Annotated in this window: 19 protein-coding genes; 10 read left to right on the plus strand and 9 right to left on the minus strand. The window is 61.1% G+C overall.

Features of this window, described 5'->3' with window-relative positions; all coding sequences use genetic code 11:
* Positions 1-378 precede the first annotated feature (378 nt).
* On the plus strand, positions 379-1023 hold the full coding sequence (locus tag ACEN8U_RS29210; protein WP_310105347.1) for a flagellar biosynthesis protein: 645 nt from the start codon (positions 379-381) through the stop codon (positions 1021-1023).
* Positions 1024-1225: 202 nt separating this feature from the next.
* Here ACEN8U_RS29210 and ACEN8U_RS29215 read toward each other — a convergent pair whose 3' ends face one another.
* Positions 1226-3067, minus strand: coding sequence for a tannase/feruloyl esterase family alpha/beta hydrolase (locus ACEN8U_RS29215; protein ID WP_310105344.1), 1842 nt, complete (start codon positions 3065-3067; stop codon positions 1226-1228).
* 595 nt (positions 3068-3662) lie between these two features.
* Between ACEN8U_RS29215 and ACEN8U_RS29220 the strand changes: the two genes are divergently transcribed.
* Positions 3663-4649, plus strand: coding sequence for an FkbM family methyltransferase (locus ACEN8U_RS29220; RefSeq protein WP_310105341.1), 987 nt, complete (start codon positions 3663-3665; stop codon positions 4647-4649).
* 38 nt (positions 4650-4687) lie between these two features.
* Here ACEN8U_RS29220 and ACEN8U_RS29225 read toward each other — a convergent pair whose 3' ends face one another.
* A complete protein-coding gene (locus tag ACEN8U_RS29225; protein WP_310105338.1) occupies positions 4688-5842 on the minus strand; it encodes a glycosyltransferase in 1155 nt (384 codons plus the stop codon).
* An 821-nt stretch (positions 5843-6663) separates the two neighbouring features.
* On the opposite strand from ACEN8U_RS29225, the gene ACEN8U_RS29230 reads away from it, so the two are divergent.
* Positions 6664-8226, plus strand: a complete 1563-nt coding sequence (locus ACEN8U_RS29230; protein WP_015001738.1) for a hypothetical protein — start codon at positions 6664-6666, stop codon at positions 8224-8226.
* A 91-nt stretch (positions 8227-8317) separates the two neighbouring features.
* On the opposite strand, the gene ACEN8U_RS29235 is transcribed toward ACEN8U_RS29230, so the two are convergent.
* Positions 8318-9844: a PLP-dependent aminotransferase family protein gene (locus ACEN8U_RS29235; RefSeq protein ID WP_310105335.1), complete on the minus strand. Its 1527-nt coding sequence runs from the start codon at positions 9842-9844 to the stop codon at positions 8318-8320.
* Positions 9845-9934: 90 nt separating this feature from the next.
* Here ACEN8U_RS29235 and ACEN8U_RS29240 point away from each other — a divergent pair, with 90 nt between their 5' ends.
* Entirely contained in the window at positions 9935-10567 is a 633-nt protein-coding gene (locus ACEN8U_RS29240) for an FMN-binding negative transcriptional regulator (RefSeq protein ID WP_310105332.1), read from the plus strand.
* 67 nt (positions 10568-10634) lie between these two features.
* Here ACEN8U_RS29240 and ACEN8U_RS29245 read toward each other — a convergent pair whose 3' ends face one another.
* Complete coding sequence (locus ACEN8U_RS29245; protein WP_368608213.1) at positions 10635-12317, minus strand: hypothetical protein; 1683 nt, start codon at positions 12315-12317, stop codon at positions 10635-10637.
* A 397-nt stretch (positions 12318-12714) separates the two neighbouring features.
* On the opposite strand from ACEN8U_RS29245, the gene ACEN8U_RS29250 reads away from it, so the two are divergent.
* The 3 genes from ACEN8U_RS29250 to ACEN8U_RS29260 all read left to right on the plus strand — a co-directional run bounded on the left by ACEN8U_RS29250 (position 12715) and on the right by ACEN8U_RS29260 (position 15753).
* Positions 12715-12987: a hypothetical protein gene (locus tag ACEN8U_RS29250; protein ID WP_015001734.1), complete on the plus strand. Its 273-nt coding sequence runs from the start codon at positions 12715-12717 to the stop codon at positions 12985-12987.
* A gap of 950 nt (positions 12988-13937) precedes the next feature.
* A complete protein-coding gene (locus ACEN8U_RS29255) occupies positions 13938-14576 on the plus strand; it encodes a hypothetical protein (RefSeq protein WP_015001733.1) in 639 nt (212 codons plus the stop codon).
* Between the two features lie 88 nt (positions 14577-14664).
* A complete protein-coding gene (locus ACEN8U_RS29260; RefSeq protein WP_310105324.1) occupies positions 14665-15753 on the plus strand; it encodes a hypothetical protein in 1089 nt (362 codons plus the stop codon).
* A gap of 18 nt (positions 15754-15771) precedes the next feature.
* Here the strand turns inward: ACEN8U_RS29260 and ACEN8U_RS29265 are convergent, their stop codons facing one another.
* Both ACEN8U_RS29265 and ACEN8U_RS29270 read right to left on the minus strand, forming a co-directional pair.
* Positions 15772-16845, minus strand: a complete 1074-nt coding sequence (locus ACEN8U_RS29265) for a glycosyltransferase (protein WP_310105321.1) — start codon at positions 16843-16845, stop codon at positions 15772-15774.
* Positions 16845-18098: an oligosaccharide flippase family protein gene (locus ACEN8U_RS29270; protein WP_310105318.1), complete on the minus strand. Its 1254-nt coding sequence runs from the start codon at positions 18096-18098 to the stop codon at positions 16845-16847. Before ACEN8U_RS29270 ends, ACEN8U_RS29265 begins: the two co-directional genes overlap by 1 nt.
* Before the next feature lie 369 nt (positions 18099-18467).
* On the opposite strand from ACEN8U_RS29270, the gene ACEN8U_RS29275 reads away from it, so the two are divergent.
* Entirely contained in the window at positions 18468-19670 is a 1203-nt protein-coding gene (locus ACEN8U_RS29275) for a glycosyltransferase (protein ID WP_310105315.1), read from the plus strand.
* Positions 19671-19740: 70 nt separating this feature from the next.
* Here ACEN8U_RS29275 and ACEN8U_RS29280 read toward each other — a convergent pair whose 3' ends face one another.
* Entirely contained in the window at positions 19741-20889 is a 1149-nt protein-coding gene (locus ACEN8U_RS29280; protein ID WP_310105313.1) for an acyltransferase, read from the minus strand.
* 281 nt (positions 20890-21170) lie between these two features.
* On the opposite strand from ACEN8U_RS29280, the gene ACEN8U_RS29285 reads away from it, so the two are divergent.
* Both ACEN8U_RS29285 and ACEN8U_RS29290 read left to right on the plus strand, forming a co-directional pair.
* Positions 21171-22613, plus strand: a complete 1443-nt coding sequence (locus tag ACEN8U_RS29285) for a hypothetical protein (RefSeq protein WP_310105310.1) — start codon at positions 21171-21173, stop codon at positions 22611-22613.
* Positions 22610-23827 carry a glycosyltransferase gene (locus ACEN8U_RS29290; protein WP_310105308.1) on the plus strand — a complete coding sequence of 406 codons (1218 nt, stop codon included), beginning with the start codon at positions 22610-22612 and terminating at the stop codon, positions 23825-23827. The genes ACEN8U_RS29285 and ACEN8U_RS29290 overlap by 4 nt, the downstream gene beginning before the upstream one ends.
* Before the next feature lie 90 nt (positions 23828-23917).
* Here ACEN8U_RS29290 and ACEN8U_RS29295 read toward each other — a convergent pair whose 3' ends face one another.
* Both ACEN8U_RS29295 and ACEN8U_RS29300 read right to left on the minus strand, forming a co-directional pair.
* On the minus strand, positions 23918-25657 hold the full coding sequence (locus ACEN8U_RS29295) for a GMC family oxidoreductase (RefSeq protein WP_310105305.1): 1740 nt from the start codon (positions 25655-25657) through the stop codon (positions 23918-23920).
* A gap of 171 nt (positions 25658-25828) precedes the next feature.
* Complete coding sequence (locus ACEN8U_RS29300) at positions 25829-26443, minus strand: DapH/DapD/GlmU-related protein (RefSeq protein WP_310105303.1); 615 nt, start codon at positions 26441-26443, stop codon at positions 25829-25831.
* Between the last annotated feature and the right edge of the window lie 107 nt (positions 26444-26550).

Below are 26550 nucleotides of genomic sequence, written 5' to 3' on the forward strand. Positions count from 1 at the left end.
GGCGATACCACGCAGCTCAACCCACCGCCAACGCCCTTGTCGAGTTTTCCGAGTACGTCGCCCACGTGGCGCGTGAGCATGTCCTCAACGTGACACTTCGTTTTTGACCTGCTCGACCACACCCGCGCCGGGCGCATAGGTAACCGTAAAACCGTGCACGGCATGCGCAAATACAACAGCTTGCGCACTCAATCCCGCACGCGGCGCACCAGTTAACGCCGACGTATCAGAGATACAGCCTACCCCTCCCCCTTCAGTTTTCCAATAGCAGGCCGTTATTCCATCTGACGTGCGCCATGCGCATCTATAACCCTGACGCTGGAGCGAAATAAATCGGCGTTCCGGCGATCAGAATAATTAACGAGGAGTTAAGCCATCATGCTGTTGCGTCGAATCGCCATCTATGCCCTCAGCGCGTCCATCCTTGCTGGATGCGCGGTAGGCCGGACAACTGTCGATGTTTCCGCACCTCAAGGCACCAACCCCACGGCGGGCAAATACGTGCGAATCGATTCAGTTCAGGACAAGCGGACGTTTTCGGTCAAGCCCGCTAGCGCCGACATGGCGTCACTGGATCCGAATGAAGATTCGAGCGACGCGTCAAAAGCGCGTGCGATCGGCCGCAAAAGAAACGGTTATGGCAAAGCGCTGGGCGACGTGGTGCTGCCTCAAGGAAAGACGGCTTCCGGCCTCGTTGAAAGCGCACTGGCCACCGGCTTTCAGGATGCGGGCTACATTGTCGTGAAGCAGGGTGATCCGAACTTCGCGGCGGCCGCTCCGGTGACTGCACAGATCATCGATTTCTGGACGTGGTTCGAGCCCGGCTTCTGGTCCATTAAAACGAACCAGAAGTCCGAACTGCAGTTGTCGGGCGATGTCGGCGCTCTTCATGGTGAACAGACAATCAAGACGCGCGTGAGTGAATCAAAGCAGGTGGTGGTGTCCAGCGACTGGCAGGAGATCGTGGAAAAGGGCCTCGCGGCCATCACGCAGCGAACGAAGGAACTGGTCAGCGGTAAGTAGTTCCGCGAGAAGAGGCGCCCTCCCGTGCTCGTGAAGGCGACGGGAGGGTCGCCAGACTGTCTAGCAGCATCGCAGCGAAAAGTCTTCGATCAGCGAAGGGTATCCTCGAACGACCGGACCTTACGCGCCCCCATGCGCTGCTGGATCCGCCAGAGAAGCGGCGTGCGACAAGGCGGCTACGCGGACCTGATCAGTATGCGGCCTACTGACACACATAGCTTGCCGACGAGCCAACCGCGCCGCCAACGTACTGCACCGTCTGCGGGTACATGCAAAGGGCTCTGGATACGCTAGCGTCAGCGGAACTTACCTGGATCTGGGACGGCGCCTGCCCTTTCTCGACCCAGTTGCGCAGGGCCAGAAACATTTCGTCGCGTCCCGCCGCAGGCTGGGGCAACGGCATTTTCGCCGTGTTGATCGGGGCGTTGGTGCTCGGATCGATCGAGGCGCTCGTGGCAAAACTGCTGTCGTGCGCGAGCCCCGGAATGAGAAACAGGCGATAAAACGACTGCACCGCCGACACACCGCCCATCTGCGTCGACACACGATCGAAATAGTTAATCGATCCTGCCGGGAAAATCTTGTCGTCCGCAAGTCCGTGGTATGTGAGCATCTTGCCGCCCGCTGCGTGAAAAGCGCTCAAATCAGGATCATCGGTGTTGATGTTGCTGAACGAACTCTGCAGCGCAACGCCTTGCGCGTAGGCGTTCGCCAGATCGCTATAACCTAGTTGTTTCCACTGGTTGGTCCCATTGCCGGTCGCATTCAAAAAAGACGCTTGTGCATAGGCCGCCTTTTGCAATTCCAGCGCGACCTGATCGGTCGCAATGCTGAAGGGATTCGTGCCTGCCAGCGATAACGAAAGACTCGTTCCGCGTGTCAGCCCGTACCAGAGTTGGTTCGAGGCGAGAGTCGCCGCATTGCCGTTGTCGAGCGCCGGGTCCGGTACGCTGCCATCCGTCGTCTGACCGTACCAGATCTGGTTGACCACGTGCGCTTCGTTTGCACTGAGACATGCGCTGTTCGTACTGGCCCCTGTCACACCATTTCCGATCGCTCCTGCACACAGCACGTTGGCATCCTTGCTCGGATCGTAGCGGCATTGCATCGGATTGAGCAGATAGCCCAAGCCCATCGTATCGCACGATTTGACGGCGGCACCGCTAACGAAAGCGAGCTTCGCTGCCGCGACAGGCGCGCCCAACGACTGTTGCATTGCGATCTGTGGATACAGTTCGGCGGTAATGAACTTGCTCCAGTTGAAAGCCGGCGAGCCCGCGAGAATACCGTCGAAATCCGCAGGGTACTTCTGCGCGATCTTGAATCCCTGACGCCCGCCGGTGGAAAACCCATCCCAATAGGCGTACGTCTGCACGTGCCCGTAATACGCCTTCACCAGTGCTTTCGTTTTGACCGCCATTTCGTGCATGCTTCGTTCAGCGAAGTCCTGCCACAAAACAGTGTTGATAGTCCCGTCCGGATTCATTGCAAACGATCCGTTGTTCAGAATGACGTGACCGTGATCCGATGCACTCACGACGTAGCCTTTGTTGACCGCCGCCAGGTATAGGGACTTCGTGGCCACCTGCGTGGGATCGGAGTGCGCACCGCCTGCCCAACCGCCGCTTCCTGTCGCCCTGATGATGTTGTTCCATGCCGAGGCCATTGGCAGCCAGACCTCGATGCCGATCCCTGCGGAAGTCGATGGCGCGCCGGCCGGCCCCGGATTTCCTGGGCCTACGAGGAGCTTTACGAGACACACGTCGGTAGCAGCAACGGGCGGTGCAGGTGATGCCGGCGTGTTGGCAAGCGCATAAGACGAGCCCGCCTTGAACTGCTTGACGAAAACGACTGTCGTGTTTGCGTCTGGCTTGAACGCTGTTTTCATGCTGTCGTCACAGCTTAGTAGTCCCGATTGTTGAGCAGACGTCGAAATGTCGTCGTGACCTCCACAGCCCGAGACCAGGAAACTCATCACGACCACTAGCAGAATACAAAGCAGAGACCCAGCGCTACTTTTTCCAGTGTCGTTTTCGGCTGTCATTTCCTCGTCTCCTTGGCTACGGGTCGTCCAGCGACGACTCAGCAAAATAACTGACAATGCTCTTTCATTAGTTGTACGAATTTACAAGCGTGAAGTTAGCTGACGATGTGTCAATCGACCGCCTGGTCGCAGTCGATACAAGCGGCGCAACAAGATCACGGATGTTTGCCGCGAACACGGATACCGCCGAACTCGATAGAGATTGCATGATAGTGCAACAGTCGACGCCAACACAAGCAATGAAGTACATGAAGACGCCGGCGGTTTACCCTATGTTCGCAACGTGTCGCTCAACTGAACGTGGGTGAACTTGCATGAGGACCTCAGCACCGGTTCACGCTGCCGTGAGACGTCCGACGTGCTCGTGCAGGAACTCATGGAATGTGCAGGTGAACAGTAATGGCGGCACGCGTGTCGGCCCGCTTTGCCCCCGGTTAGAACGCCGGCAGCCATCGCTCCAAACCTAGGGGAAAACCCCCACTGCTCGCTATCACGCCGCTTCCACAGCACATGCATTGCAACGAGTGGCCGATTTCGTTGATGCCTTTGCCGAAAGCGCGGAGACGTGATGTTCGCTGTGAAATAGTGCTGCGGTATGCTGTTTCTCATGAAGAAACTTATACTCTCCGCGACCGGCGCTGTGACCTCCATGCTTCCCCTGAGGCTCCGGCATGTTATGGCTAAGTCGCTTCTCGAAGACAGCTCGCTCGCGAGGGAGTACGGCTATCTTTACCTCTCCAGCCTTTCGCGCAAGCTCAACGTCGTGCGGCTCTCGGCAGCGGGACAGTACGGCACAATGGTGAGCAGCTCGAACGACCTGAGCATTCTGCGCAAATATGCCGAAACGGGCCGCTGGGCGCCCGAGCTGGCAGAGAAGCTGAAAAAGTTCTTCGCACAGTCCGGCGGAACTTATCTGGACATCGGCGCGAACATCGGCATGACGACCATTCCGATTGCGCAATACAACCAGCGCGTGAAGTGCTATGCGTTCGAGCCCGAGCCGGTGAATTACCGGAATCTGCAGCGCAACATTGCTGAGAACTGTCCGTCGTCCAATATAGAGACCTTCCAGCTTGCGCTCCACGAACGCGAGGAAGTACTGCCCTTTGAAATTGCCGACGGCAATCTCGGCGATCATCGCCTTCACTTCGAAACCAGTCTGCCGGCAAAGCAGAATGAAATGGGCCGCAAGATTATCGAGGTGCGTTGCGTCAGGCTCGACGATCTCCCCATCGAACTAGCGGGGCCGATCTTTGCCAAGATCGATACCCAAGGTGCGGAGCCCTATGTCTTCGCCGGCGGCAGCAAAACGCTCGCGAAAGCCGATGCGATCCTCGTCGAATGGTCGCCCTATCATATGGCGCGCCTCGGCGGTGATCCGAACGTCGTACTGCAGTTTCTCGAAGCGCACTTCAGTTACGGGCGGATCGAAGAGACGGACGCGAAGGCGGGCAAGCAAGGCGTAACGGAACCGATGGCAACGATCACCAGCCGCTTGAGGAAGACGATTGGCCAGTGGCGCGACAATCCGTTGAACTATGTGGACATCTACGCCACCCGAACGCCGCCAGCCGCTGAATAAGCCATTGCGCAGCGGGCGCGCGAGTTTGTTCCGCGAGTTTATTCCGTTACCGGCTTTTCGACGGCGCCAGCGTGTCCGCCGGCTGTCTCGAGGAACTCACCGTAACTGCGGCGGCAGGCATTCCAGCCGAATTCCTCGAGCGCTTTGCGATGGCTCGCGTTGCCGCCAAACGTCTGCCATGACTGGTTGACCGAGCGCAATATGGCGGGCAGCTCGCTGACGTCATCGAAAAGAATCACGTTGTTGAACTTCCTGGCTGCCCACGCCATAAAAGGCGTGGAGCGGGCGATGAGCACCGGTACAAGCCCAATCGCTTCGAAAAATGCGCCGCTGACCAGCATGGAATCGGCAGCATGCGGAAGGATCAGCACGTCGCTGTCGGCAATGCTCTGGGCAAACTCAGCGTCCGTGAGAAATCGCGATTCGAGGTCCACCGCTTCTCGCAGCGACCTTCTATCGATGATCTCGTTCAACGTGGCCAGATAGGCGTCGGTGCCGTGTCCGGCGATATGCAACTTGCACTCGGCCGGCCAAAGGTCGAGTACCGCATCGATCTGTTTATACGGCCGAATCACACCCAGCATCGTAAACAGCGGCGCGGACCGCTGCGGTTTTGCGTTGTATGGCGGGTGCCCGGGCGCGTCCCAATACAACGGATGCGGTAAATATTGCGCGCGGTAGGGCGCCTGGAAATCGGGCGCGTGCACGACGCGAAAGTCTGCAAGACGGCGCACGAACGCAATGATCCGCATAGACAGGCGTCTGTTGAATCCCACCGTATCGTGCACAGCCTGGTCGTGTACGAAGTACACCACCTTCGCGCGCCCGAGCAGAATCACCGCACAATAGAAGGCAAAGATCAGCGAGCCAATCAGGCTCAGCTGCGCGGTGCCTTTCTGTCGCCTGAACGGGCGGTACTCGAGCCAATGGAACACGAGCAGGTTCTCCGGCTTGAACAGGTCGACGATGCCGCCCTTTAACAAGCCCTTGATCGACAACGGCATCACATCGTAGCCAACCGATCTGTATAGATCTTTCTGGATCTCTATATATCGGTTCGTGGGATTGGTAAATGGGCACATCAGCACACGCGGTCGTACGCGGTTCATTTCATCTTTTCCATGCGCGCGACGCGCTTCCTGAATAATCTGCGACATTAGACAATCTCCGGCCGGACCGCCCCCGCGGAACATCAAGCAAAAGCGTTATCCCGACGTCTCAGGGTTCCCGTCGTTATGAACGCTTTCGCAAAATGGAAAATGGTCTGAATCTGTATTCTTCAGTCCAGCTTAGCATGCAAAAAACGGCCACGTGTGGCTGCGATCACCTGAAAATGCGCCAATCGGGACAGGCGCTCACACGCCCATGTCCGAAAGTGCTGAACGCCTCGCACGCCCCGCCAAGCGTTCCGCACGAACTGCCGGACGGCAAAAAATACGTCACGCCCCAAAGCGGAAAAATTGACGCGTACTTCATGGGGTCAAAGTGAAAAAAATGCAGGGCGTCCAGTCCCCATACCATAAGGAGAAAGTAGATTTTCTTTGTCATTGGGGAGCTGATCGGAAATGATCTTGCTTTCTGGCGGGAAACGGCTAATTTTCGTTTTGACCGTCACGGGTTCCGGGTAAGATCTACCCCGTTCGCAGTAACAGTCCGCAATATTTACGTAGTGCAGGCTCTCTTTCTCGGACAAACGTTTGCGAAGGCGTCTCTCGTCTCACCGACGCCCGAAAACGAACCCGGTTATTCCACTGCTGATTGAACTCCATGCGCGAAGCGCCGCCCGTGGCGTGGGCGGCTTGCGCGCGTCAGTCCCGTCGACGCGGGCAGTTCAGCGGTATTAATCGTTTCGGCAAATACCTCTGCCTGACGCATCAACAGCACTCGGATTTCCTGGACGATCAGTAGTGCCAATAAAAATAACGTTATCTGATTTTCAATAGCAATTAACCAACATAAGAACCACATTTTTTGACTTTATTCGGGGACCTTCTCGATAGTGGAATAAATCACGATGTTGAAACGACGACAATTTATTGGTGCGCTGACGGCGCTTGGCGGCAGTGTGGTGCTGAGCGCCTGTGGTGGAGGCGGCACGGAAGAGGCAGGCGCAACGGCTTCGAGCTCAGGGGCCCAAAAGACCAGCGCCACGGCAAAAGCGACTTCGCCAAACGGCGCGGCCATGCCGCCCGCAACGTCGCTGATCGACGGTACGGGCGCGACCTGGACGCTGTCCGGCGGCGTCGCCTATCGCAACGGTGCGAAGGCGGGCAACAACTACAACGTGGTGCTCGCGCTGTGCTTTAACGGCAACATCTACGTTGAAAACACGAGCTCGCAGTTTTACCAGTGGACGGGCTCGACGTGGCAAGCCACGAGCGATCCTCGCCAGGGCACGACTTCGCCGGACGGCACTACGATGCCGTCGGCGTCCAGCATTATCGACAAGACGGGTGCCGTCTGGACGCTGACCAACGGCGTGATCTCGTGCAACGGCGCTGTGGTCGGCAACAACTACAACGTGAACCTGGTGCTCTGGTACGGCGGCAAGATCTACTGCCGCAACACGAGCGGCCAGTTCTATGCGAATGCGGAAGTCGCCGCTCAATGGTTGCCGTGCAGCGATCCGCGCACGGCCGTCGCGGCGACCGCGGGCAGCTTCTTCGGCATAAACGGTCACTTCGACTACACGTACACGCCCGCGCAGATCGTCTCGATTCTGAAGGGCCTCGGCTGTACCAGCTATCGTGTCGGCTGCACAGCGGACGCGAATGAACTCAACGCCGTCGTCAAACTCGCACAGGCGTTCCAGTCCGCCGGCATGACGCTGCTCGTGCTGGTGAACCTCGGCTTCCGGGACAGCAACGGCAACCTGCTGGCCGGCGAATCCGCGGCTTACAACGCCTGCTATGGATCGGCCTTCACGATCGCCAATACGCTCAAACCGTACGGCGTGACGTTCTATGAGTGCGGCAACGAGTTGACCCGCGACAATGCCATCATCATCGATTCGACCAACGCAGGCACGAAGGCGCTCGACTTCAACAATGCCAACTGGCCGACCATGCGCGGCGCAATGCGCGGCATGATCGACGGAGTGAAGGCGGCGCAGCCCAGCGCCAAATGCGGGATCAACTTCTGTGTCGCGGATGTCGGCGCGTCGGACGCTCTCTGGGACGGCATGCAACCCGACGGCAGCGGCGGCCATCCGAAGGTGCGTTGGGACATCACCACATGGCACAACTACGAAGTGTATGGCGACATCTTCAACATCGGCACGGACGGCGCGGGTCCCGGCATCGACCTGCCTACGTACTGCAAGGCCCGATATGGTGTGCCGTTCTTCATCACGGAGTGGAATACGGGCCCGGAACAAACGCAGTCGTATCGTGCGACGTACATTACGTCGCAACTGAATTCGTTCTATGCGGCGCGCAAGACGCACAACATTCAGTCCGTGATGTACTACGTGCTCGATAGCGGCAACAACACGTTCGGCATTATGACGAACGGCACGGCGCTGAACCCGCCGTACGGCGCATTCACCACGTTCACCTCGAGCCACGCCGACACGTGATCCGGTGCGTCCCCGGATGTGACTTGAGAACCGGCCTCCCGCTGCGTGCAAGCGGGAGGCCATTTTTTTCGCCGGCAATACCGAATGCGCGCTATTTCCGCCGCGGCCTCGCACCCCGACGTATAGCATTCCTGATCACCTCCGCGAGACGCCGCGCCGCGCCTTCCATCTGCGCGCGGCTGAACCCGCCGAATCCCAGCACGAGGCCGGGCCGGGCGTTGCCTTGCGAGAACATCGGCGACACGGCACGCACCGCGACCCCCGCTCGCGCTGCCAGCGTGGCCACCTCTCTATCGTCGAGCGCGCGAGCAAGCCAAAGCACGAGGTGCATGCCCTGGTCGCCGGGCTGGACCCATGCGATTTCCGAAGGCAGCAGTTCGCCGAGCGTCTCGATCAGATGCGCGCGATGCTCCGCATACACGTTGCGAACCCGCCTGATGTGCCGCTCCAGATGTCCCTGCGCCATGAATGCGGCGAGCACGTGCTGATCCGCGTTCGGCGGATGCCGGTCCATCAAGACCCGCGCGCCGCAAAACGCGTCGGCGAGATCGCCAGGCGCGATCACGTACCCGAGGCGCAGCGAAGGAAACAGAATCTTGCTGAACGTACCGAGGTAAATCACGCGATCGGGGTCCGAACTCTGCAGCGCCGGAAACGGATAACCTTCGTAGCGGAATTCGCTGTCGTAGTCGTCTTCGACAACCCATGCATTGTTGGTCCGCGCCCAACCCAGCAACGCGCTGCGTCTTGCCATGCTGAGCGGCATGCCGAGCGGATACTGATGCGACGGCGTGACAAACGCGGCCTTTGCATGCGGCGCGAGGCGCATGCCTGCGGCGACGTCGATGCCCTCCTCGTCCACCGGTACACGGATCATGGCGCTGCCCCGCCCGTTGTTTTCGAGGATAGCCGTCAGGCCGCGATAGGCGGGGTCTTCGACCCACGCCTCATCCTTCGCGCCGAGCAGCACCTGGCTCGCAAGATATAAGCCCTGCTGCGTGCCGCTCGTAATGATCACCTGCGCCGCGTCGCACTGCACCGAGCGCGACTTGCGCACGTACGCGGCAATCGCCTCGCGCAACGGCAACGCGCCCTTTGGGTCTTCGTAACCAGCGGGCGCCGCAGCGCCTCGTGCCCGTATGCGGTTGCCTAGCCGGCGCCAGATGTCGGCGGGCGCCGTCAGGCCGACCGGCACCGAAATAGCGAACGGTAGCGGCGGCAAGGGACTGAATTCGCGCGCGATCTGCGCGAAGCGCGCGGCCGGTTCAGGCAGACTGCTTTGCGGGAGCCGGCGGCGACCGCCCGCGCTAGTTGGCATGCGAACGCGCCTCGTTGGCGCGGCGACCGACAAGGTCGAGGCAACCCGTGTCGCGGCACCGCGCCGCGATTCCAGAAATCCCTCGGCGATCAGTTGCTCATAAGCCTCGACCACGGTGCCGCGCGCAAGCTTGAGGGACGCGGCAAGAAGTCGCGTCGAGGGTAAGGGCTCAGCTGGCGCGAGCGCGCCGCCACGCACCGCCTCTCTAACCAATGCCGCCAACTGGGCAGACAGGTTTCCGGCTCCACGGTCGAGCGTACCCAACGCCGGAATGTCTACGACACGCACGGTTCGCGGCATGATTCTGGTTTAGTAAAATTGATCCAAACTGGCTCTATAGAATAAACCAGTTCCGGCGCACACTGCATGCAGAAACTCAACGGAGCACCCATGTACGTACCGCCCCATTTCAACGAAGCGCGCAAAGACGTCCTGCACGCGCTTATCAGGCAGAATCCGTTCGGCACGCTGATTACCCATGGCGCGAACGGCCTGGACGCGAATCACATTCCGTTTGACCTCGCGCCGAACGAAGGCACGTTCGGCGTTCTACACGCGCATGTGGCGAGGAATAATGCTCTCTGGCAGGACGTGGCCCATGGCGATGAGGTGCTCGTCGTCTTCCATGCGGGCGATGCGTATATTTCGCCGACGTGGTATCCGAGCAAGCACGAAACGCATAGGCAGGTACCCACATGGAACTACGTCGTGGTACACGCGCATGGTCGCATCACGATTCGCGACGACGAGAAGTATGTACGCGGCGTGGTCGCGCGCCTCACGCGCACGCATGAAGCAGATCAGCCGCAGCCGTGGAAAATGGGAGATGCGCCGGCCGACTACATCGACACCATGCTCAAAGCAATTGTCGGTGTGGAGATCGAAATTACCCGGCTCGTCGGCAAGAGCAAGCTCGGCCAGAACAAGGACGCGCGCGACATTGAGGGCGCAGGACAAGCGCTGAAAGCACGCGAGAACCCGATCGGCGATCAGATGCTCGCGTGCGCTGCGCAGAAGCGGTGAAACAGCCTGAACGGTACCCAGCAGGCGCCGGTTGGCCCAGCAGGGTACCGAAAGCTTCGCCGAAGCGTTATTGCCCGGTGTAGCCGAGCGGCACGGTGGAATTGTTCTTCGCCACCGTCGCGTTGTTCGACACGATGTACTGCGGCACCTCGGTCAACGTCAGCGTGACGGCACCGTTGCTATACGGAACCGTGGTGACATTGCCGTATCCATCGATCTTCGTCACAATCCCCGACGTGCCCGCGTTGTCGACCTGCAGCGTGTAGCTCGTCGAGTACGTCTGGCTGTACACGCCGCCGCTCGTCGGCCATTGCGCGTTGCTATGCGCCCATGCGGCCGTCACGACCTTGCCGTTGCCGAGTTGCTGGAATGCGTAGGCAAAGGTACCGGACGGTGTGCCTTTGACGCGGCCCAGCGTATTCGTGCCGTCGAGTACTCGCGTCATCGTCGCGAAGGCCATCGCCTCGGGTTTCGGCGAGAGATTCGTCGCGCCAAACGCGCCTTGCGCATCGTTCAGGTCGAAGAACGAACCGTATCCCACTTCGCCCGGATAGTCGGGACCAAAGAACAACGTGGTGACCTGCGCACCGCCGCCGAGCACGATGATGTGCGAGCGTACGCCGACTGCCGCATGAGCAAACAACTGGTTCTGCGATGGCACCGTCGGGCCGTAACTGAGCCCCGGATCGTAGCTCGTACCCGCTTCCGTGAAGAAGAGCTTCATGTTCGGCTTGCCTGCCTGCATGACCGAGCGCAGTTGCGTCATCTGATTGTCGAGCGCATTCGCCTGGTTCGCGGGATCCGGATCCGAGTCCTGCAATTCCGGCGGATGCGCGGGATAGGTGCCGGCATTCCAGTAGCCATGCGTCGACACCGCGTCGATGTAGTTCCAGAGGCCGAGCGCTCCGAATTTCTGCAGATAGCCTGTGGTGCAGGTATCGCAGTTCGCGGGGAACGGATTGCCGGTCCCCATGACGACCGCGTTCGCGTCCGTGGAATGAATGCCTTCATACGCGGCCTTGTACATCGCGACGAAGTTCGCGTCGCTGTCCGCCCAGCCGAGGCTCGGCTCCCATGTCACCTGATAGTAGTTCTTCTGCTGGTTCGGATAATTCGCAGAACGAATCGCACTCGTATCGGTGCCGACCCTCGCCATGAAGTCCTTGAATTCGGTCATGTTCGACGGCGCGTAGTAGCTGTCGTTGAACTGCCCCGTCTTCGAGTCCCAGGCCGGCAGGCCGTCAAGACGCACGATGCGCATCTGATCCGGATTGGCTTTATAGAAAGGATCGAGATCGTTCACGCTCGGCGTGTAGGTGTAGGGGCCGTTGGGCTCCATCGCCGACACTTCACGATCGTCGATCGTCCACGAAATGCCGAGCGCGTGCAGCGCCGCGATATTGCCGTTGAAGCCCTGCATGCCGAAGCGATGCTGGTCCTGATGCGCATACGTGACCGTGCCGATCGCGGAACTGAGGTCGGGCAGCACGCCGAAAGTCGCAATGCCGGTGGGCCGCGTGCCGCTTCTCGGCAGCGTGCCGCCTGCTGAGCGCAACGTCGCGGTCAACGCGCCGTAACCGGACCAGGTCGACTTGCACGACAGCGTGCTCGTCTGTACGCCGGCGCTTACCGCAAAGCTGCCTTGCGTCTTGATGGCGCCATTCGAGTCCGCTACGGACCAGACAACCGTGTCGGCGCTCGGGGCGTTCGTCGTGACGGCGATCTTGAAGGCCGTGTTGTTCGGGAACACGCGCAGACCGTCGGCGGTCGGGGTGTCCGCGCTGATGACGCCATGGGCCGTACCGCCCGCGGTTTGCGTGGGCGTGCCGCAGGAAATGGCCGCGCTGGGCGTTGCGGATGGAGAGGGAGACGGTGTGGGGGTCGGCGTTGGTGTAGGTGTCGGAGTGGGTGCAGGCGCAGGTGCAGGCGCAGGCGCGGGTGCGGGTGCGGGTGCGGGTGCGGGTGCGGGTGCAGGTGCAGGTGCAGGTGCAGGCGCAGGCGCGGGTGCGGGTGCGGGTGCGGGTGCGGGTGCGGGTGCAGGTGCAGGTGCAGGTGCAGGTGCGGCCACAGCCCGCATCCAGCAGGCCTTGTCATAACCGTATGCCGGGTCCGTTTGCGAAACCGCGCCGACATAACAGCCCACGCCGTTGCTGAACGTAGCCGGACTCGTCAGCATTGTCGAAGGTGCGTTGGGCGGCACTGCGCCGAACACCACCGATGCCGTGCCCAGGAACGAGCAATTGCTGTTCTCCTGCGCGCACAGCTTGTATTGCTGCCCCGCGACGGTGACCGTGCTGACCTGCGCCTGTGCCGTTTGCACACCGAAGGATGCGAGCGCCGTCGTCGCCGCGATCCCCATCAACCTCGAATATCTCACCATTGTCCCTGTCTTTGCGAAGAAAAGTTATCCCCGAGAATGAAGCGGCATCGGCTTGGCCCTGCCGCCTTTGTGTTGTCGGATGAAAAAAAGAAAAAGCGCGCCCCCGGACGCAGCGAGGTCCGTCTTGAGATGTCAAACGCAGGGCGAGCGAAGACCAGCGCGACTATGTCGAGGCGCTCGTTTTCAGGCAGAACTGCGAGAACCGTCTGTCTTTCGTTATGCTTCCACCAATTAGGACGACTAACTGCACAGGAAAGCCCGTTGTCTTTCCGTCATCGTTCAATGGTCTTGGCTGGACATGCTTCTGTCACGCGTGATGCAGACCGGCGACAGATATCAAGCGAGCGGCAAAAAAGAGCACCGACCTGCCGGCTGGCGTCGTTCTTACCCGAACCGCGCGGCGCCGCGAAGGCGCCCATATGGAAATCTTGCTGAAGCTCACTGCAGCCTTAACGCCATAGGTATTACTTACTCGGCGTGCTGGCGAGAGAATTATAAACGTTTCATAAGTGCAACGAAGCAGTAGTCTGGGGCGATAAGTAGCGATCCCGACCGTACTCTCGTTGATGAGGGTGCACTTTCCCAAATGCGCGGCTGCCGGAAACACCTGCCTCGCGATCGCGGCGAAAACGTAAGGCCTGTATTCGTCGGCGGATAAGCCAATTAGGGCCGCCCATAGCGCCTCACGCACGCAAGATTCCGCCATGCTGCGCGCACGATTGCAGTGCGCGACGCTTCGTTCGCCTGGAGAATGCCAGTCGCGCCCACGTCCAGAAACGTGCCGACTTACACTGACGTGGCCTGATTGGCCTGCATGATGGCGTTTTCCCGCGTTATACAACGCACTGACCTTGTGCGCGGCAGTGGTAGTCTGACGAGAGCAGCCTTTGCGGCAGCGAGCCGCCGTTTTCGGCGAGATCGAGCAACCAGAATGCGCCGCAAAGCATAATTGCCGTCGAACGGCTCAACATCGCTGCGGGAGCGACTGCGATGGGATACAAAACCTATACCCTGATGACCTTGCTGGCGGTAAGCAACGCGGCCCTCGCGTGGCAACCGCTGATCTATCCAATCCGAAGTCAAAGCGCGTATCAACGCAGCGTCGACAGTGCGATGTGTTATGCGACCGCGAACAAGCAAACCAAAGTCAACATCGCACACGAGCGGCAAACGCCGCCGCCCACACCCGCTGGGACGAAAACGTCGTCGACCGGCGCGCCGTCCCGCCCTCCGTTGCCGCCGAGCAGTTTCTCCGCGACGCCGCCAGGCCCCGCCCTTCCCGACGGCATGGCGCCCAACGCGCCCGGCTCCGCGTCCGCCCCGAGAGCCGGCAACGCCGCCGCGAGCCACGCAGCCTCGGCAACACCTGCAGCACCGGCGAGCGAAACGCCGACCGCCACCGCAAATGCGGGACATGCAGCGTCGGCGACTGCGCCCGCCTCCGCAGCAATCGCGGAGAAAGGCGCCTCGGAGCCCGTTATGGCAGCCAATGCAGCCAGCGCGGCAGGCGCGTCGCAACCCGGCACCGCCGCATTGCCGCCGCTGCCTGCGCCCGAACCACCCATGACACGCTACTGGGCCGCGTACGGCGCCTGTATGCAGGCGCGCGGCTACGTCGTCGCGCAGTAAGCGGCTACCGCAAACGCGGCTTGCGGCAAGCCGCGCGCCGTCTGCCGCGAGGAGACGGACGCCCGGTACCCAATGGGGAAATAGCGACATGAATACAGACCAGGCCAATATTTCGGAATGCGAATCGTGTGGAGCGCCGCTCGCCGACCCCGCCATGCCCTGTCCTTCGTGTCGCGCGCGACGCGTCCCTGCTTACGGGGCGATGGTGCCCACGCTGACCGTACGGCTCAACGACAGCCGTGCAGTCACGACACACCGCGTGCCGGCTCGCAGAGTGTGGAACCCATCGCGTGCGCTCACCAATCCATACGCGTCCACGGAAGCGCCCGTGGTCGTACAGAGCGCATACCAACGGCTGCGCGAGCCCGTTGCATTTGCCGCTTCCGCGCTCGTCGTAGCGTCAGCGGTCTATGTGGGCTTCATACACCACGGCGACAGCGAGCTGGAAGGCGAACCGGTCGCCGTCTCGGGCGCGATCAGGCAGCAGCACGTCGCGCCGCCTGTGGCGGCCGTCGAACGTTCCGGCGTTGTCGCTCCCGTGCAGTCCGCAGCCGTTGCGCCCGCCCCGCGCGCCGAGACGGCATCGACGCCGCCGACAGCGTTAGCCGCGGCACAGCCGCCAATAGCCGCCGCATTGCCCGCAACCTCCGCATCGCGCTTGCCCGCGCGTCGCGCTGCGCCTGCTGTTTCGGCTGTGTCGTCCGCAGCACCCATTGCCTCCGGTGTCGCGATCGCGTCGGCACAAGCAAAGCGCAACCCAGGTGCAATGCCGCTGCTCACCGCCGAGGAGAAAGCACGCGTGGATCTGTCACGGCACCTACGCGCCGCGCGCGCGAGTCTTCAGAACAACAACTTGTCCGCAACGAAGGTGCGGATTGCAGCAGCCATGTCCGTGCAACCTCAAAGCCGGGAAGCGCAAAGCTTGCGTGCGGCCGTCACCACGCGCGAGCAGCAGCGCGACGCACTGCTGAGTCTGGCACGAGGCTGTAACACCATCGCACGTTGGGATTGCGTGTCGCGCAACGCGGGCAGCGCGCTCGAGATCGATTCGAGCAGCCGGGAAGCGCGTCGGCTCGTCACGCTGGCGATGCAGGAGACGGCGCTCGCCAACGTGCAAACTGTCGCGCCCGAGCCCGAACCCGCGCCGGATACGCGCGACGTCAACGCGCACCACTGAACTCGCGGGGCCGCGCGCTTAACGCGGCGACACCGCGGGGCAGATCTGCCGTGCAATCGCGCGATATCGCTCGGCCGTGTCTCTTAGCGTCAGCCCGGCAAGCGATCTTTGCACGCGCTCCTGAGCTAGCGCTGTAACAATGGCCTCGGCATAGCAGCGGATGTTGTCGGTATCGACGAGCTGCACGCCCGGAAAGCCATTGGCGAATGCAAACGCCGGTATCCGGCTCGCGACGATCGGTAGGCCTGAGGCCAAGGCCTCCAGAAACGCCACGCTATGCCCTTCGGAGCGCGACGGCATCACGAACACGCTCGATTCAGAAAGCACCGTGGCCACGTCGCTGCGCGGGCCGGCGACCACGACGCGCTCCGCGATGCCGAGTTCCGTTGCGAGTGCAACGACCGCGCGCTGATAATCGGGGTCCTCGACTACGCCGTACAACGTCAGTTTCGCGTTCTCGACCTGCTTGAGCACCTCGCTGAAGGCGCGCACCGTGAGCAGCTGATTTTTCACCGACGCATATCGGCCAATCTGCACAATGTGCGGCACAGTGCTCTCGCGCTGTCCGCCGTCCGTGAATGTGAAGCGCGCGAGATCCACGCCGTTCGGCACGACTGTCATGGACGGATGCACGCCGATTGCCTGGATATAGTCCCTCACGCCTTGCTGCGATACGCCGATCACCACGCGTGCACGCCCCGACAGCAGATGCTCGACACGCCGGAACAGCGGGCGCTCGAAATCGTTGGTCGCGGAATGCATCACATAGACAACCGGCGCGCCGAGCGGCAACGAGCGCGCGTAGAACGACGGAATCGTGGCGTGCGCGAAGATGACATCTGGGCGAAAACGCCGCACGGCGACGAACAGATTCCATAGCTTGCCAGGCGCGTGGTGCCGCTTTTGCGGAAACCAGCACTGCACGCCGTGCGCTTGTAATTCGTCGGCCAGCGCCGCGAAATCAGCGTGCGCCGGCAACAGCGATGCCACGCACACGGCCATTCCTTCAGCGCACTGATCGAGCGCGAGATCTTTCGCGAGCACTTCAGCGCCGGACAAACGCGGCGCCAGTACGAGATGGAAGACACGCATCATGCCGTCCTTGCCGTCAATGTTCTGTAGAGCATCCACGCCGCGGCGCAGCCGAGGCCGAGCGTCATCGACCATGCGATCCCTGTCACGCCCCACCAGCGAACCCAGAGCGGTGCGCTCACGAGCAGCACCACCACCTGAATCGCGGACGCGTGCACGGTAGCCTTCGCGTCGCCGATTGCGCGCAGATACGACACGAGCACCGCAATCAACGCCCCGATAGCCATGTTGATGACAAGTATCCTGAAGAGCGGCACCGCGGGCAGCCACGCCGCGCCGAGAATCAATGAGAACATCGGCTCCGCGATGAGCCGCAGCACCTCGACAAAGGCAGCGAGGCCGATAGCGACCACCAGCAGATAAATTCTGATGAGCCTCGATGCCGACTGTGCACTGCGGCGATGATGCGCGGCAAAGGTCGGAAAGAGGTACTGCGACATCGCGATTGCCGCATCCGCCAGCAGCATCTGCGCAAGGCGCGACGACATCTGATAGCCGCCGAGTTGCGTAGGTCCAAGCAGTTTGCCTACAACGACTTTGTCGAACTGATTGAGCAACAGGTTGATCACGCTGCTGGCCCAGATCCACCGGCTGAAACCGACATACTGGCCGATGCCCGACCACACCGCGCGCACCGGCGGCCGCGGCGTCATCGTGGCCCAGGTGAGCGTGCTCTTCAGCGTTTCGCCGGCAACGAGCCCGATCAGCACCGACGCAGCGCCAGCGCCAAAATAAGCGAGTGCAAGACCGACCGAGCAATCGACGAACGCCGCCGCCACCTCCACGCCCGCAATATGCTGAAAGCGCCGCTCGCGCTGCACCACGTAATAGGCCGGCGAGGCGATGCCGCGCAACAACGGCAGCAACGCGGCGAGTTGGATCAGCACGAGCGATCCGTCGAGATGAAACTGACTGGAAAGCAAAGGCGCGAGTGCGACGAGCAGCAAGGAGATCAGCACGCCGCGCGCTGTCAGCGTGGTCCATACCGCGCCGAGTTGCGAGCGCGTCGGCGCGTGCTCGCCTTGAATAACGGCCTGCGCGAGGCCTGTATCGGAGAGCGCCTCGGCAACTGCAACAGCGAGCAAAGCCACACTCACGCTGCCGATGGCGGCCGGTCCGAGCATGCGGCCTATCGCCAGAAACTTGATCGCCACCAGTCCACGCACTGTGAACTGTTGCAATAACACCCACGTCGCCGCGCTCGCCCCGAAGCTGCTCGCTATCGAGAACGCGGGAAGCCTGATCGCCCGCAAGCTGGTTCTCCGTCGAATGACAGCGCTATTCAGCGATCTGCCCAGCATGCCGTAACTTGCTGGAGACGCCGCCGCGCCTGATTGGATTCGTTGCGCCAGCAAGCTGGCGGTGGTTCATCTGGAACCGTAAGCATGACCTTACCGCGAGAGATTCGCCGTCAACCGCCATCAACCAGGTCACTTCAGCCGAAGCCCTTGCGTGGTAGTTCGTTTTCCCACACAACGCGCGAACTAGGCAGTTTTACGGTGCTGCACGGTGCTAACGTTATTCATCTGACTGCGCGGCAGAGGCCGCGGCGCGGGCTATCCGGTCCCTGCCAGCCGGCCCGCCGATGCCATTCGTCAATCCACGCCCGCCTATTTCCGCTTATGCCTACCGACGTGATCGAACCTGACTTTGTCCTGATCGTTGAGCCTAATTTGACGGGTCACCGCTGGCGCTACGCGGAATGGATCATGCAGGCCTGCGCGGATGCCGGCTATCCATGCATTCTCGTCACCGAATGCGCAAATGAGGATCACCGGCTCGCGCGTCAGATCACCGCCGCGAACCGCCCGGATCAGCAGATCGCTTTCGTCGATCCGGAGGAAAGCCGGACTCACCGCCTGCGCGAACGCAACCAGTACTGGCGCTTTCATCACTACTTCGAGCGCGCCTTCCGGCTTGTCAGTCGCGCGCAGTCAATCCGGCTCGTTGTCGTGCCGTATGCGGATTACTTCTTCAATGGGCTCGCTTTTCTCGGTTCGCCATTCGGCAAAACGCCGTGGATCGGCATCACGATGCGCTCGACGTTTCATCATCACAAGGTCGGCATCAAGGCGCCCGATCGTCCAGTCGTCAACGCGATCAAGGCGCAGTTGTTCACGCGTGCGATCCGCACGCCGGGCCTGCGCACATTGTTGAGCATCGACCCGACGCTGCCGGAATGGGCCGCGCAGCATGCCTCGAAAGGCAGCGCAAAGATCGCTTATGTCGCCGACCCATTCCCCGACGAGCGAGCCGAAGATCCGGCGCTCGCGCGCGCGCGACTCGGCCTCGATCCGGCGCAGCGCTATTTGCTCGTGTACGGCGCGATCACCGAACGCAAGGGTATTTACGAGCTGGTTCACGCGATGACCCGCCTCGAGCATGCGCCGACGCTGATCGTTGCGGGCGAACAGGATGCGGGCACGCGCCACTTCATGCGTAATCACATTCGCAGCTTGACGCCGGCGCCAGTGGTGCTCGATTCATTCATCTCCAACGACATGGAGCGCGATCTGTTCTCCGCATGCGATGCGGTCTGGCTCGGCTACAAAGGTCATTACGGCATGAGCGGAGTGCTCGTGCAGGCGTACCGCTTCGGCAAACCGGTCATTGCAACGGAAGACGGCCTGATCGGCTGGTTTAGCAGGCGCTGCGAACTGGGCCCGATTCTGAGCGACCTGAGTTCTGCGTCAATAGCCAGGGCCATTACGGAAACCATGACGTCATGGCCCCACGCGCACGGGTCGGCTTCGTCGCGCGACAATCTGCTCGCGCAAAATACGCTCGGCGAATTCAAACACACCTTGCTGCAACAGATGGCGTAATAAAAAGCCTTGCGCACGGCGTAGCGTGCGCAAGGCACAACGCCCGGCGCACGTTACTCGCAGCTTGTTGTCAGGACAACTGTCCGCCTGCGACCGGCACTTCTTCCCGTACCGAACTGCTGCGCTTTTCGGGGAACAGCGCATTGCGCATCAGCAGGAATGGGTATTCGATTGCACGCGTGGTGACATAGCCGATCACAATGGCAATAGCGAACTGTGCGGCAAGCGCCACGACCCAGATTACGCCCGGTGCCAGGCCGAGCGCCGTCGCCTTGCGAATCAGCATGTCGCCCGGCGCAAGCGCGAGCGAGTGCCACAGGTAAATACCGTAAGAATAGAGGCCGATCCACGCGACGCCGCGATAAATCCATGTCGAGCGCAACCATCCGGAGTACTCGAGCACCAGCACGATAAGCGCGGCAAAACCGAGTGCCTGAATCGTATAGCCAATGCTTTCGTCGAGTGCGATGTGCTTCGTGGCCAGCACGAGCCATGCGCACAACAGTACGACGCTGCCGATCAACAGCCACTTGCGTTTCGCAAGCTGTTGGTAAATGGCCGGCTTCATCCAGTAGATCGCCGAGAGAATCACGCCGATCAGCAGACTGTCAATGCGGTACTGCGTGTAGGCGAAAGCGCCTTCCAGATTCCCGCCCGCGACGGCAAAGCAACGCGCTATGAGTGTTAGCGCACAGATACCGGAAAGCACGCCGACAATGGTCCATGCACCGAGCCGCCAGCGAGAGAAAAGTAATAAAAGTGCCGGCAGAACGAGATAGAAATGTTCTTCAACCGCGAGACTCCAGGTCTGCGTAATCGAGGTGCCGAGATAATTCTGCAAATGCGTGAGATTCTGAAAGACAAACGTATTCCACGGGTGCCGCCCCGCGAGTACATGAAACGCAATCAATACGTAATACGCGGGCCAGATGCGGAACATCCGTCGCACAATGAAGCGGCGCGCGTCGACATGCCCCGTCTCCGCGTATTGCCGCAGCAGCAAACCACCAACCAGAAAGCCGCTGAGCGTGAAGAAGAGATTGACGCCCTCTCGACCGAAGCTCTTGAGCGGGTACTCGATAATCTGCAGCAGAACGTTGTTTGTATGAACAGCATGAAAGTGAAAGCCCATCACCGCAATGATCGCGATGCCGCGGACGAAATCCAGCTCGATCGCCCGTCCGGCTTTTGCGGGTCCCGTCCCGCCAAATAGCTTCATGTTGTTCTCCCCTTTCCATTCTAATGGGTACATTGGCCTGTTTTCATCTTCGGCGGCGGGGAGCATACGCGAGCGCCAAGATCAAGGCATTCACCGACAACATCGGCGAGCTTGCGTGCGTCTTGCAGGCATAGCCCTTTCCACTGTCGCCAGAATCCAGGCAGTCGGAGACGAACCGCATTTAGCGATGTGCACAGACGCAAAGTTGCGCTCACAATGACCCGACGCGAGACCGTCCGCTATAGACGACGGCAAATGACGGCGACGGGGAGGAAACAAGAATGCGCCATCAGTATGCAACGCCATGGATATGGATTTTCCTGCTGGCACTTGCGCTGGACTACAAGGCCACCAACGCGACCACCGGGCACTTCGCCCAGTTCATTTTTGTCGTTCCAGCGATGGCTGCGGGGCTCGCCCTTCTGCTGATCGCACCGCGCTTTCCCGAGCGCTCCCGGCTTCGCTCGATCGTCACCGCCAGCATGCTGTTATGCGTATTCGGCAGCGTAGTCGCGCAACTCATTCAGGACAACGACAGCGGCAATTATTTGCGCGTGCTTTTGCCATTCGTGCTGTTCCTGCTCGGCTATCTCGTTGCATGCCGGCCGTGGAGCGAGCAGCGCATCGCTCAATTCGAAAGGGCACTGTTCGCGGGCAATGTCATTAGCCTTGTATTTACTTTCGTCTATGGCATGGCAACCGGGGGCGGTCTCGAAGACGTGCGCTTCCGGATCATCTCAGTCACGCTGCTCGGACTGCAAGGTGTACTGCTGCACGAATTCGTGGTCGCCAGGCGCTATTCGCTGTACACAGTGGCGGTATTCGCGGGCACGGTCATCGTCGAATTACTGAGCGTCACTCGCAGCCTGCTGGTCGGCACGGTGCTGCTGTTCCTCATCGCAATGGCACTGAGCGCGCCTTCAGCTCGGCAGATCTGGCGCGCCATCGCTCGCGGAGTCGTCGTCGCTGCGGTGCTGGCGGGCGTGGCGGGCATTGCGATACTGGCGGTTCCCAACGTTGCCGAACACTGGACGCAGCGCATTTTCTTCTCCGAAGCAACGGTCTCGGGCAAGGATCCGACCACCATCACCCGTCTCGCGGAAATGCGCGATCAGTACGACCAGGTGACGGCGAACCCCGAAACGCTGCTCTTCGGAGCAGGCTACGGACACTACTATCGCTATTCGCCAGCCTATCTGCCGGACCTCGCGGGCCAATTCAGCAAGCAGGATTTCTATGCGATCAACGAATGGGCCGCGGGTCACAACTTCTGGGTCTACCAGTTCTTCGCAGGCGGACTCGTGTTCGGCATCGCGATGCCGCTTGCCACGCTCGGCGCGCTCGCGTTGTGTTTCTTCTCGTACCGCTATTGGCGCAAGGTCGTGCCCGACGCGCCGATGCTTCCGGTACTCGGACGCGCGATCATGCTGTTTGCCGCGTTGCCCGCCACGTCGATCGGCGGCAATCCGCTCGGGCCGCGCTTTTCGGGCCTCGTATTCGGCATTGGGCTCGGCCTCATGATCGCCACTTACACGCGTTTGCAGCGCGCGCTGCCGGCACGCACGAATCGCATACGAGCCGCCCGCCCTATGCGGCCCGCGGCGATGCCGGACCTGCCTGGCCGCGTTCAACCGGGCATGGGCCACTCTGATGTCGCCGGCACACTCGGCATGCCGCACACGCCACGACTGCCTGGCGCCAACCGACCGGACATTGCGCGATGAAAATCCTCCACGTGCTGGCAAGCATCGATCCACGGGCGGGCGGTCCTGTCGAGGGCGTTCGCCGCAGCGGCGTAGCGATGCAGGAGGCCGGACATGAGATCGAAGTCGCTACCTGCGATTCTCCCGACGATGCCTATATCGCGACGTTCCCCTTTCCTGTTCATGCGTTCGGCCCCACCTCGAATCGCTACAGCTATAGCGCGCACCTTGCGCCGTGGCTCGCGAATCACGCGAAGCGCTTCGATGCCGTCGTCGTGCACGGGCTATGGCAATACCATGGCTTCGCGACATGGAAAGCGCTGCATGACAGCGACGTGCCCTATTACGTGTACGCGCACGGCATGCTCGACCCATGGTTCAAGCACGCGTATCCGCTCAAGCATCTGAAGAAATGGCTTTACTGGCCCTGGGCCGAATACCGCGTGCTGCGCGATGCGCGCGCGGTCATCTTCACGACTGAAGAAGAACGCACGCGAGCCCGTGAATCGTTCTGGCTCTATCGCGCGCGTGAACGTATCGTGCCGTTCGGCACAGCGGTTCCGACGGTCGATGCCGCGTCGGTACGAGAAGCGTTCTGCGAGGCCGTGCCTGCTGCGCGCGGCAAACGTATCGTGCTGTTCCTCGGCCGAGTGCACGCGAAAAAGGGCTGTGACCTGCTGATCGACGCATTCGCACGCGTGGCTAAACGCGACGAGGCGCTGCATCTGGTGATTGCCGGCCCTGACGAAACGGGCTGGGTCGCAAGCCTGCGAGCCCAGGCACAGGCCGCTGGAATCGCGCATCGAATGAGCCTGCCTGGCATGCTGCAAGGCGATCTCAAGTGGGGCGCCTTTCATGCAAGCGACGTGTTCGCGCTGCCGTCGCATCAGGAAAACTTCGGCGTGGCGGTCGCCGAGGCGCTGGGCTGCGGACTGCCCGCGCTCATCTCCGACAAGGTCAACGTGTGGCGCGAGATCCAAGAAGATGGCGCGGGCCTCGTCGCGCCGGACACCGTTGAAGGCACGGAAAGCAGCCTCACCCGCTGGCTCGAGCTCGACGACTCCGCTCGCGAAACCATGCGTATGCAAGCTGCGCGAACCTTCAACGCGCGCTTTCGGGTCGAGACCATGGTGAGCGCGCTGACCACCTTGCTTGAAACGAAAGGCGGCCACGAGGGCGACGCAAAAATCACTACGCTCGCCACGCTGCGCGGGGCCGTTCAGCCGGGCCGCTGAATTTCGCGGTATTCCACCAAGAAATGACGGCGCTCCTGTGAGCGCCGTTCAAGTTTCAGCGACAACGCTCACAGGAGCGCCGCTACGTCCTTAACTTCGCTGCTCCTTCATCAACGGTGTCAACGTCGACGCGGCGATCGGCAGCGTGTCGACCGGTGCTTGCGCCGGCACTACGCCGCTATGCGCCGCTTCCACACGCGTGCCGCCGACGGCGTGCGGCACGTCGAGCTGCCGCGCCAGATGCCCCGCGAGCCGCAACGCGAGTGCCGCAATCGTAATAGTGGGGAAATTGGCGCCGACAGTCGGAAACACCGAGCTGCCGCCGATATACAGGTTGCTGATGCCATGCACCTTGCAATTGCGATCGACCACGCCTTCGCGCGGCGAATCGTGCATACGTGTCGTGCCCATGTGATGCCATGTGCCTTCCAGCTTCTCGGGCCATGCCCTGCCCTCGAGCGGCGCATCGAGTTCGACGTCCGCGACGCGCGCCATCTGCAGCTCCTTCGCGAGTCCGGCAAACGTCTTGTCGAAAGTGCGCTTCACCTGCTCCCCGAGGCGCCATTCGACCTTCACGCGCGGCATGCCGAACCGGTCGCGTTTGTCGGTGCACAGCGTGACGCGGCTGTCCGGATCCGGCACCGCTTCGACGATGGCCTGCAGCGTGACATCGGTGATGAGCGCAGGCCACTGCAGCAATCGCGTCAGGCCGTACCCGACCGTATGCAGCGGATGCGCCGCCATCGTCGCAATGTCCGCCCTCAGGCTGCGCCCCGGCTGATCCTTGTGCATGAGCGCTTCCTTGCAGCGGATCAGCGCCTCCGAGCCCGCGCTGCCCTCGCCGTACCAGCGTGAATAGAGCCACACGCGGGAATTCAGCAGCTTTTCGCGTTCCATCATCTCCTGCTTCGGTGCGAATTGCGACGAGATCTTCGTGCCATGCGCCGACACCGCAGGGTTCTGATAGTGGTACTTGATGTCATAGAGCTTGTTGCGCGGAACGCCTGGACGAAAACGCACCTTCCCCGACATCATGCGCGGGTGATCCATGAAGTAACGTCCAACCAGATCGTTAGTATTGCCAAGCCCTGCGGCCTGCACATTGTTCGAGGCAAGCAATAGCCGCGCGTTTTCAATCCCGCCGGTGGCGAGTACGAAGATGCGCGCCTTGACGGACATTCTGCGGCCGCTGAGCGTACCCACCTGCACGCGTGTAATCGTCGTGCCTTGGGCGTCGGCGTCGATATTGAGAACGTTAGCGTTCAGAAACACGCGAACGTGCGTGGAGCGCCCCAGTTCCTCGCGATACACCTTGCCGAAACGCAGCGGCGGGCTGAACTGCGCAACGGTATCGCGCATGTCGCCGCTGCCAAGCGGTATACGGCGCACGTCCGACCGGCCGATCTCGCGCTCCCAATAGGCGGGGTCGAAGTTCTGCGGACCGAGCTTCAGCAGTTCGTGCGTGCGTGCGTAATACGGCGCGAGTTCGTCGAGCCCGAAGGGCCAGCCGCTGTGCGCAATCCAGTCGCGCTTTTCAAAGTCCCAAGGATCGAGCGGACGACACCAGCCGCCCCAGCAGTTGCTGCTGCCGCCGAAATAGCGGCTGCGCGAGCCGTCTGCGAATCGATACGGCAGCCCGGCATTTTCGCCGCGGTACAGGTCGCGTGTTTCTTCGTCCGGGGCAAAGCCGCCGCTTTCCAGCAGGCATGTTTCCACGCCGGCGCCCGACATTTCACGCGCGAGCGTAATGCCCGCGACGCCTCCCCCGATGATGCAGACCGTCGTTTCGATGACCGTGTTTTGCTCGACATTGCGAGTATCGATGAACATCCGCAGCTCCCGTGTTCTTCATCATGATCTTTTTGGGGCGTCGCCAACTCGCCGGTGAATGGCGGTCAGGCAACGCGCCGTATGCCGTGGCCGGATGCGTCATTACGCCGGCTGCCACGACGTCGGTCTCCTCAGCGTATAAAGGCTGCGGCTCTTATTCTGTGCTACAGGTCACGGAAGGAAACGCTTCCGTAAAAAACGACATGGGTTTCCGCCGTACACGCCTTCCGCTTCCAGAGAGCGATGCACGACGGAGAGCGGCGTGACAACCGCAGAGCGGCCAATCGTCACGCCCATTTGCACGACGCATTTCGAGGTGATCCAGACACCGTCCTCGATGACGATGGGTGCAACGCGAAGGTCCATGGTGGTGCTCATATCGTGCGAGCCGGCGGTGAGGAACGTGCCCTGAGAAATGCACACGTTCGAGCCGATATGGATGGGTGCCTGGTTATAGATCCACACGTCCACGCCAAACCAGCATTTGTCGCCCACTTCCAGATTCCATGGCGCCTTGACGCGCAACGGATGCACAAACCGGCACCCTTGCCCAATCCGCGCACCGAACAGACGCAGCAGCGCAACACGCACGAATGAGAACGGCAGCAGCTTGTTGTTGATCACACACGCTTCGACGACAAACCATACGAGCTCGATCAGCGCACTGCGCCGCGCGAGATAATTGCCCTTGCCGGCGAGACTCAAGTCGATGACAGGATGCTTGGCACCCTCGGCGTGGCTTTGCGGCCTATGTGCTAGCCGCGGATCGTCTGCGATATTGCCCATCGTTTTTCTCCGTGCCTTTCGCCCTGCTTCCATACGCAGGGATACTAATCAATTTGGACGCTTGTCTTTAACCGACCACCTCATCTTCATGCTGTCCGCCCGGGCAA

Origin of the sequence: Paraburkholderia phenoliruptrix (assembly GCF_047325075.1) — a bacterium.
Taxonomy (GTDB): domain Bacteria; phylum Pseudomonadota; class Gammaproteobacteria; order Burkholderiales; family Burkholderiaceae; genus Paraburkholderia; species Paraburkholderia phenoliruptrix.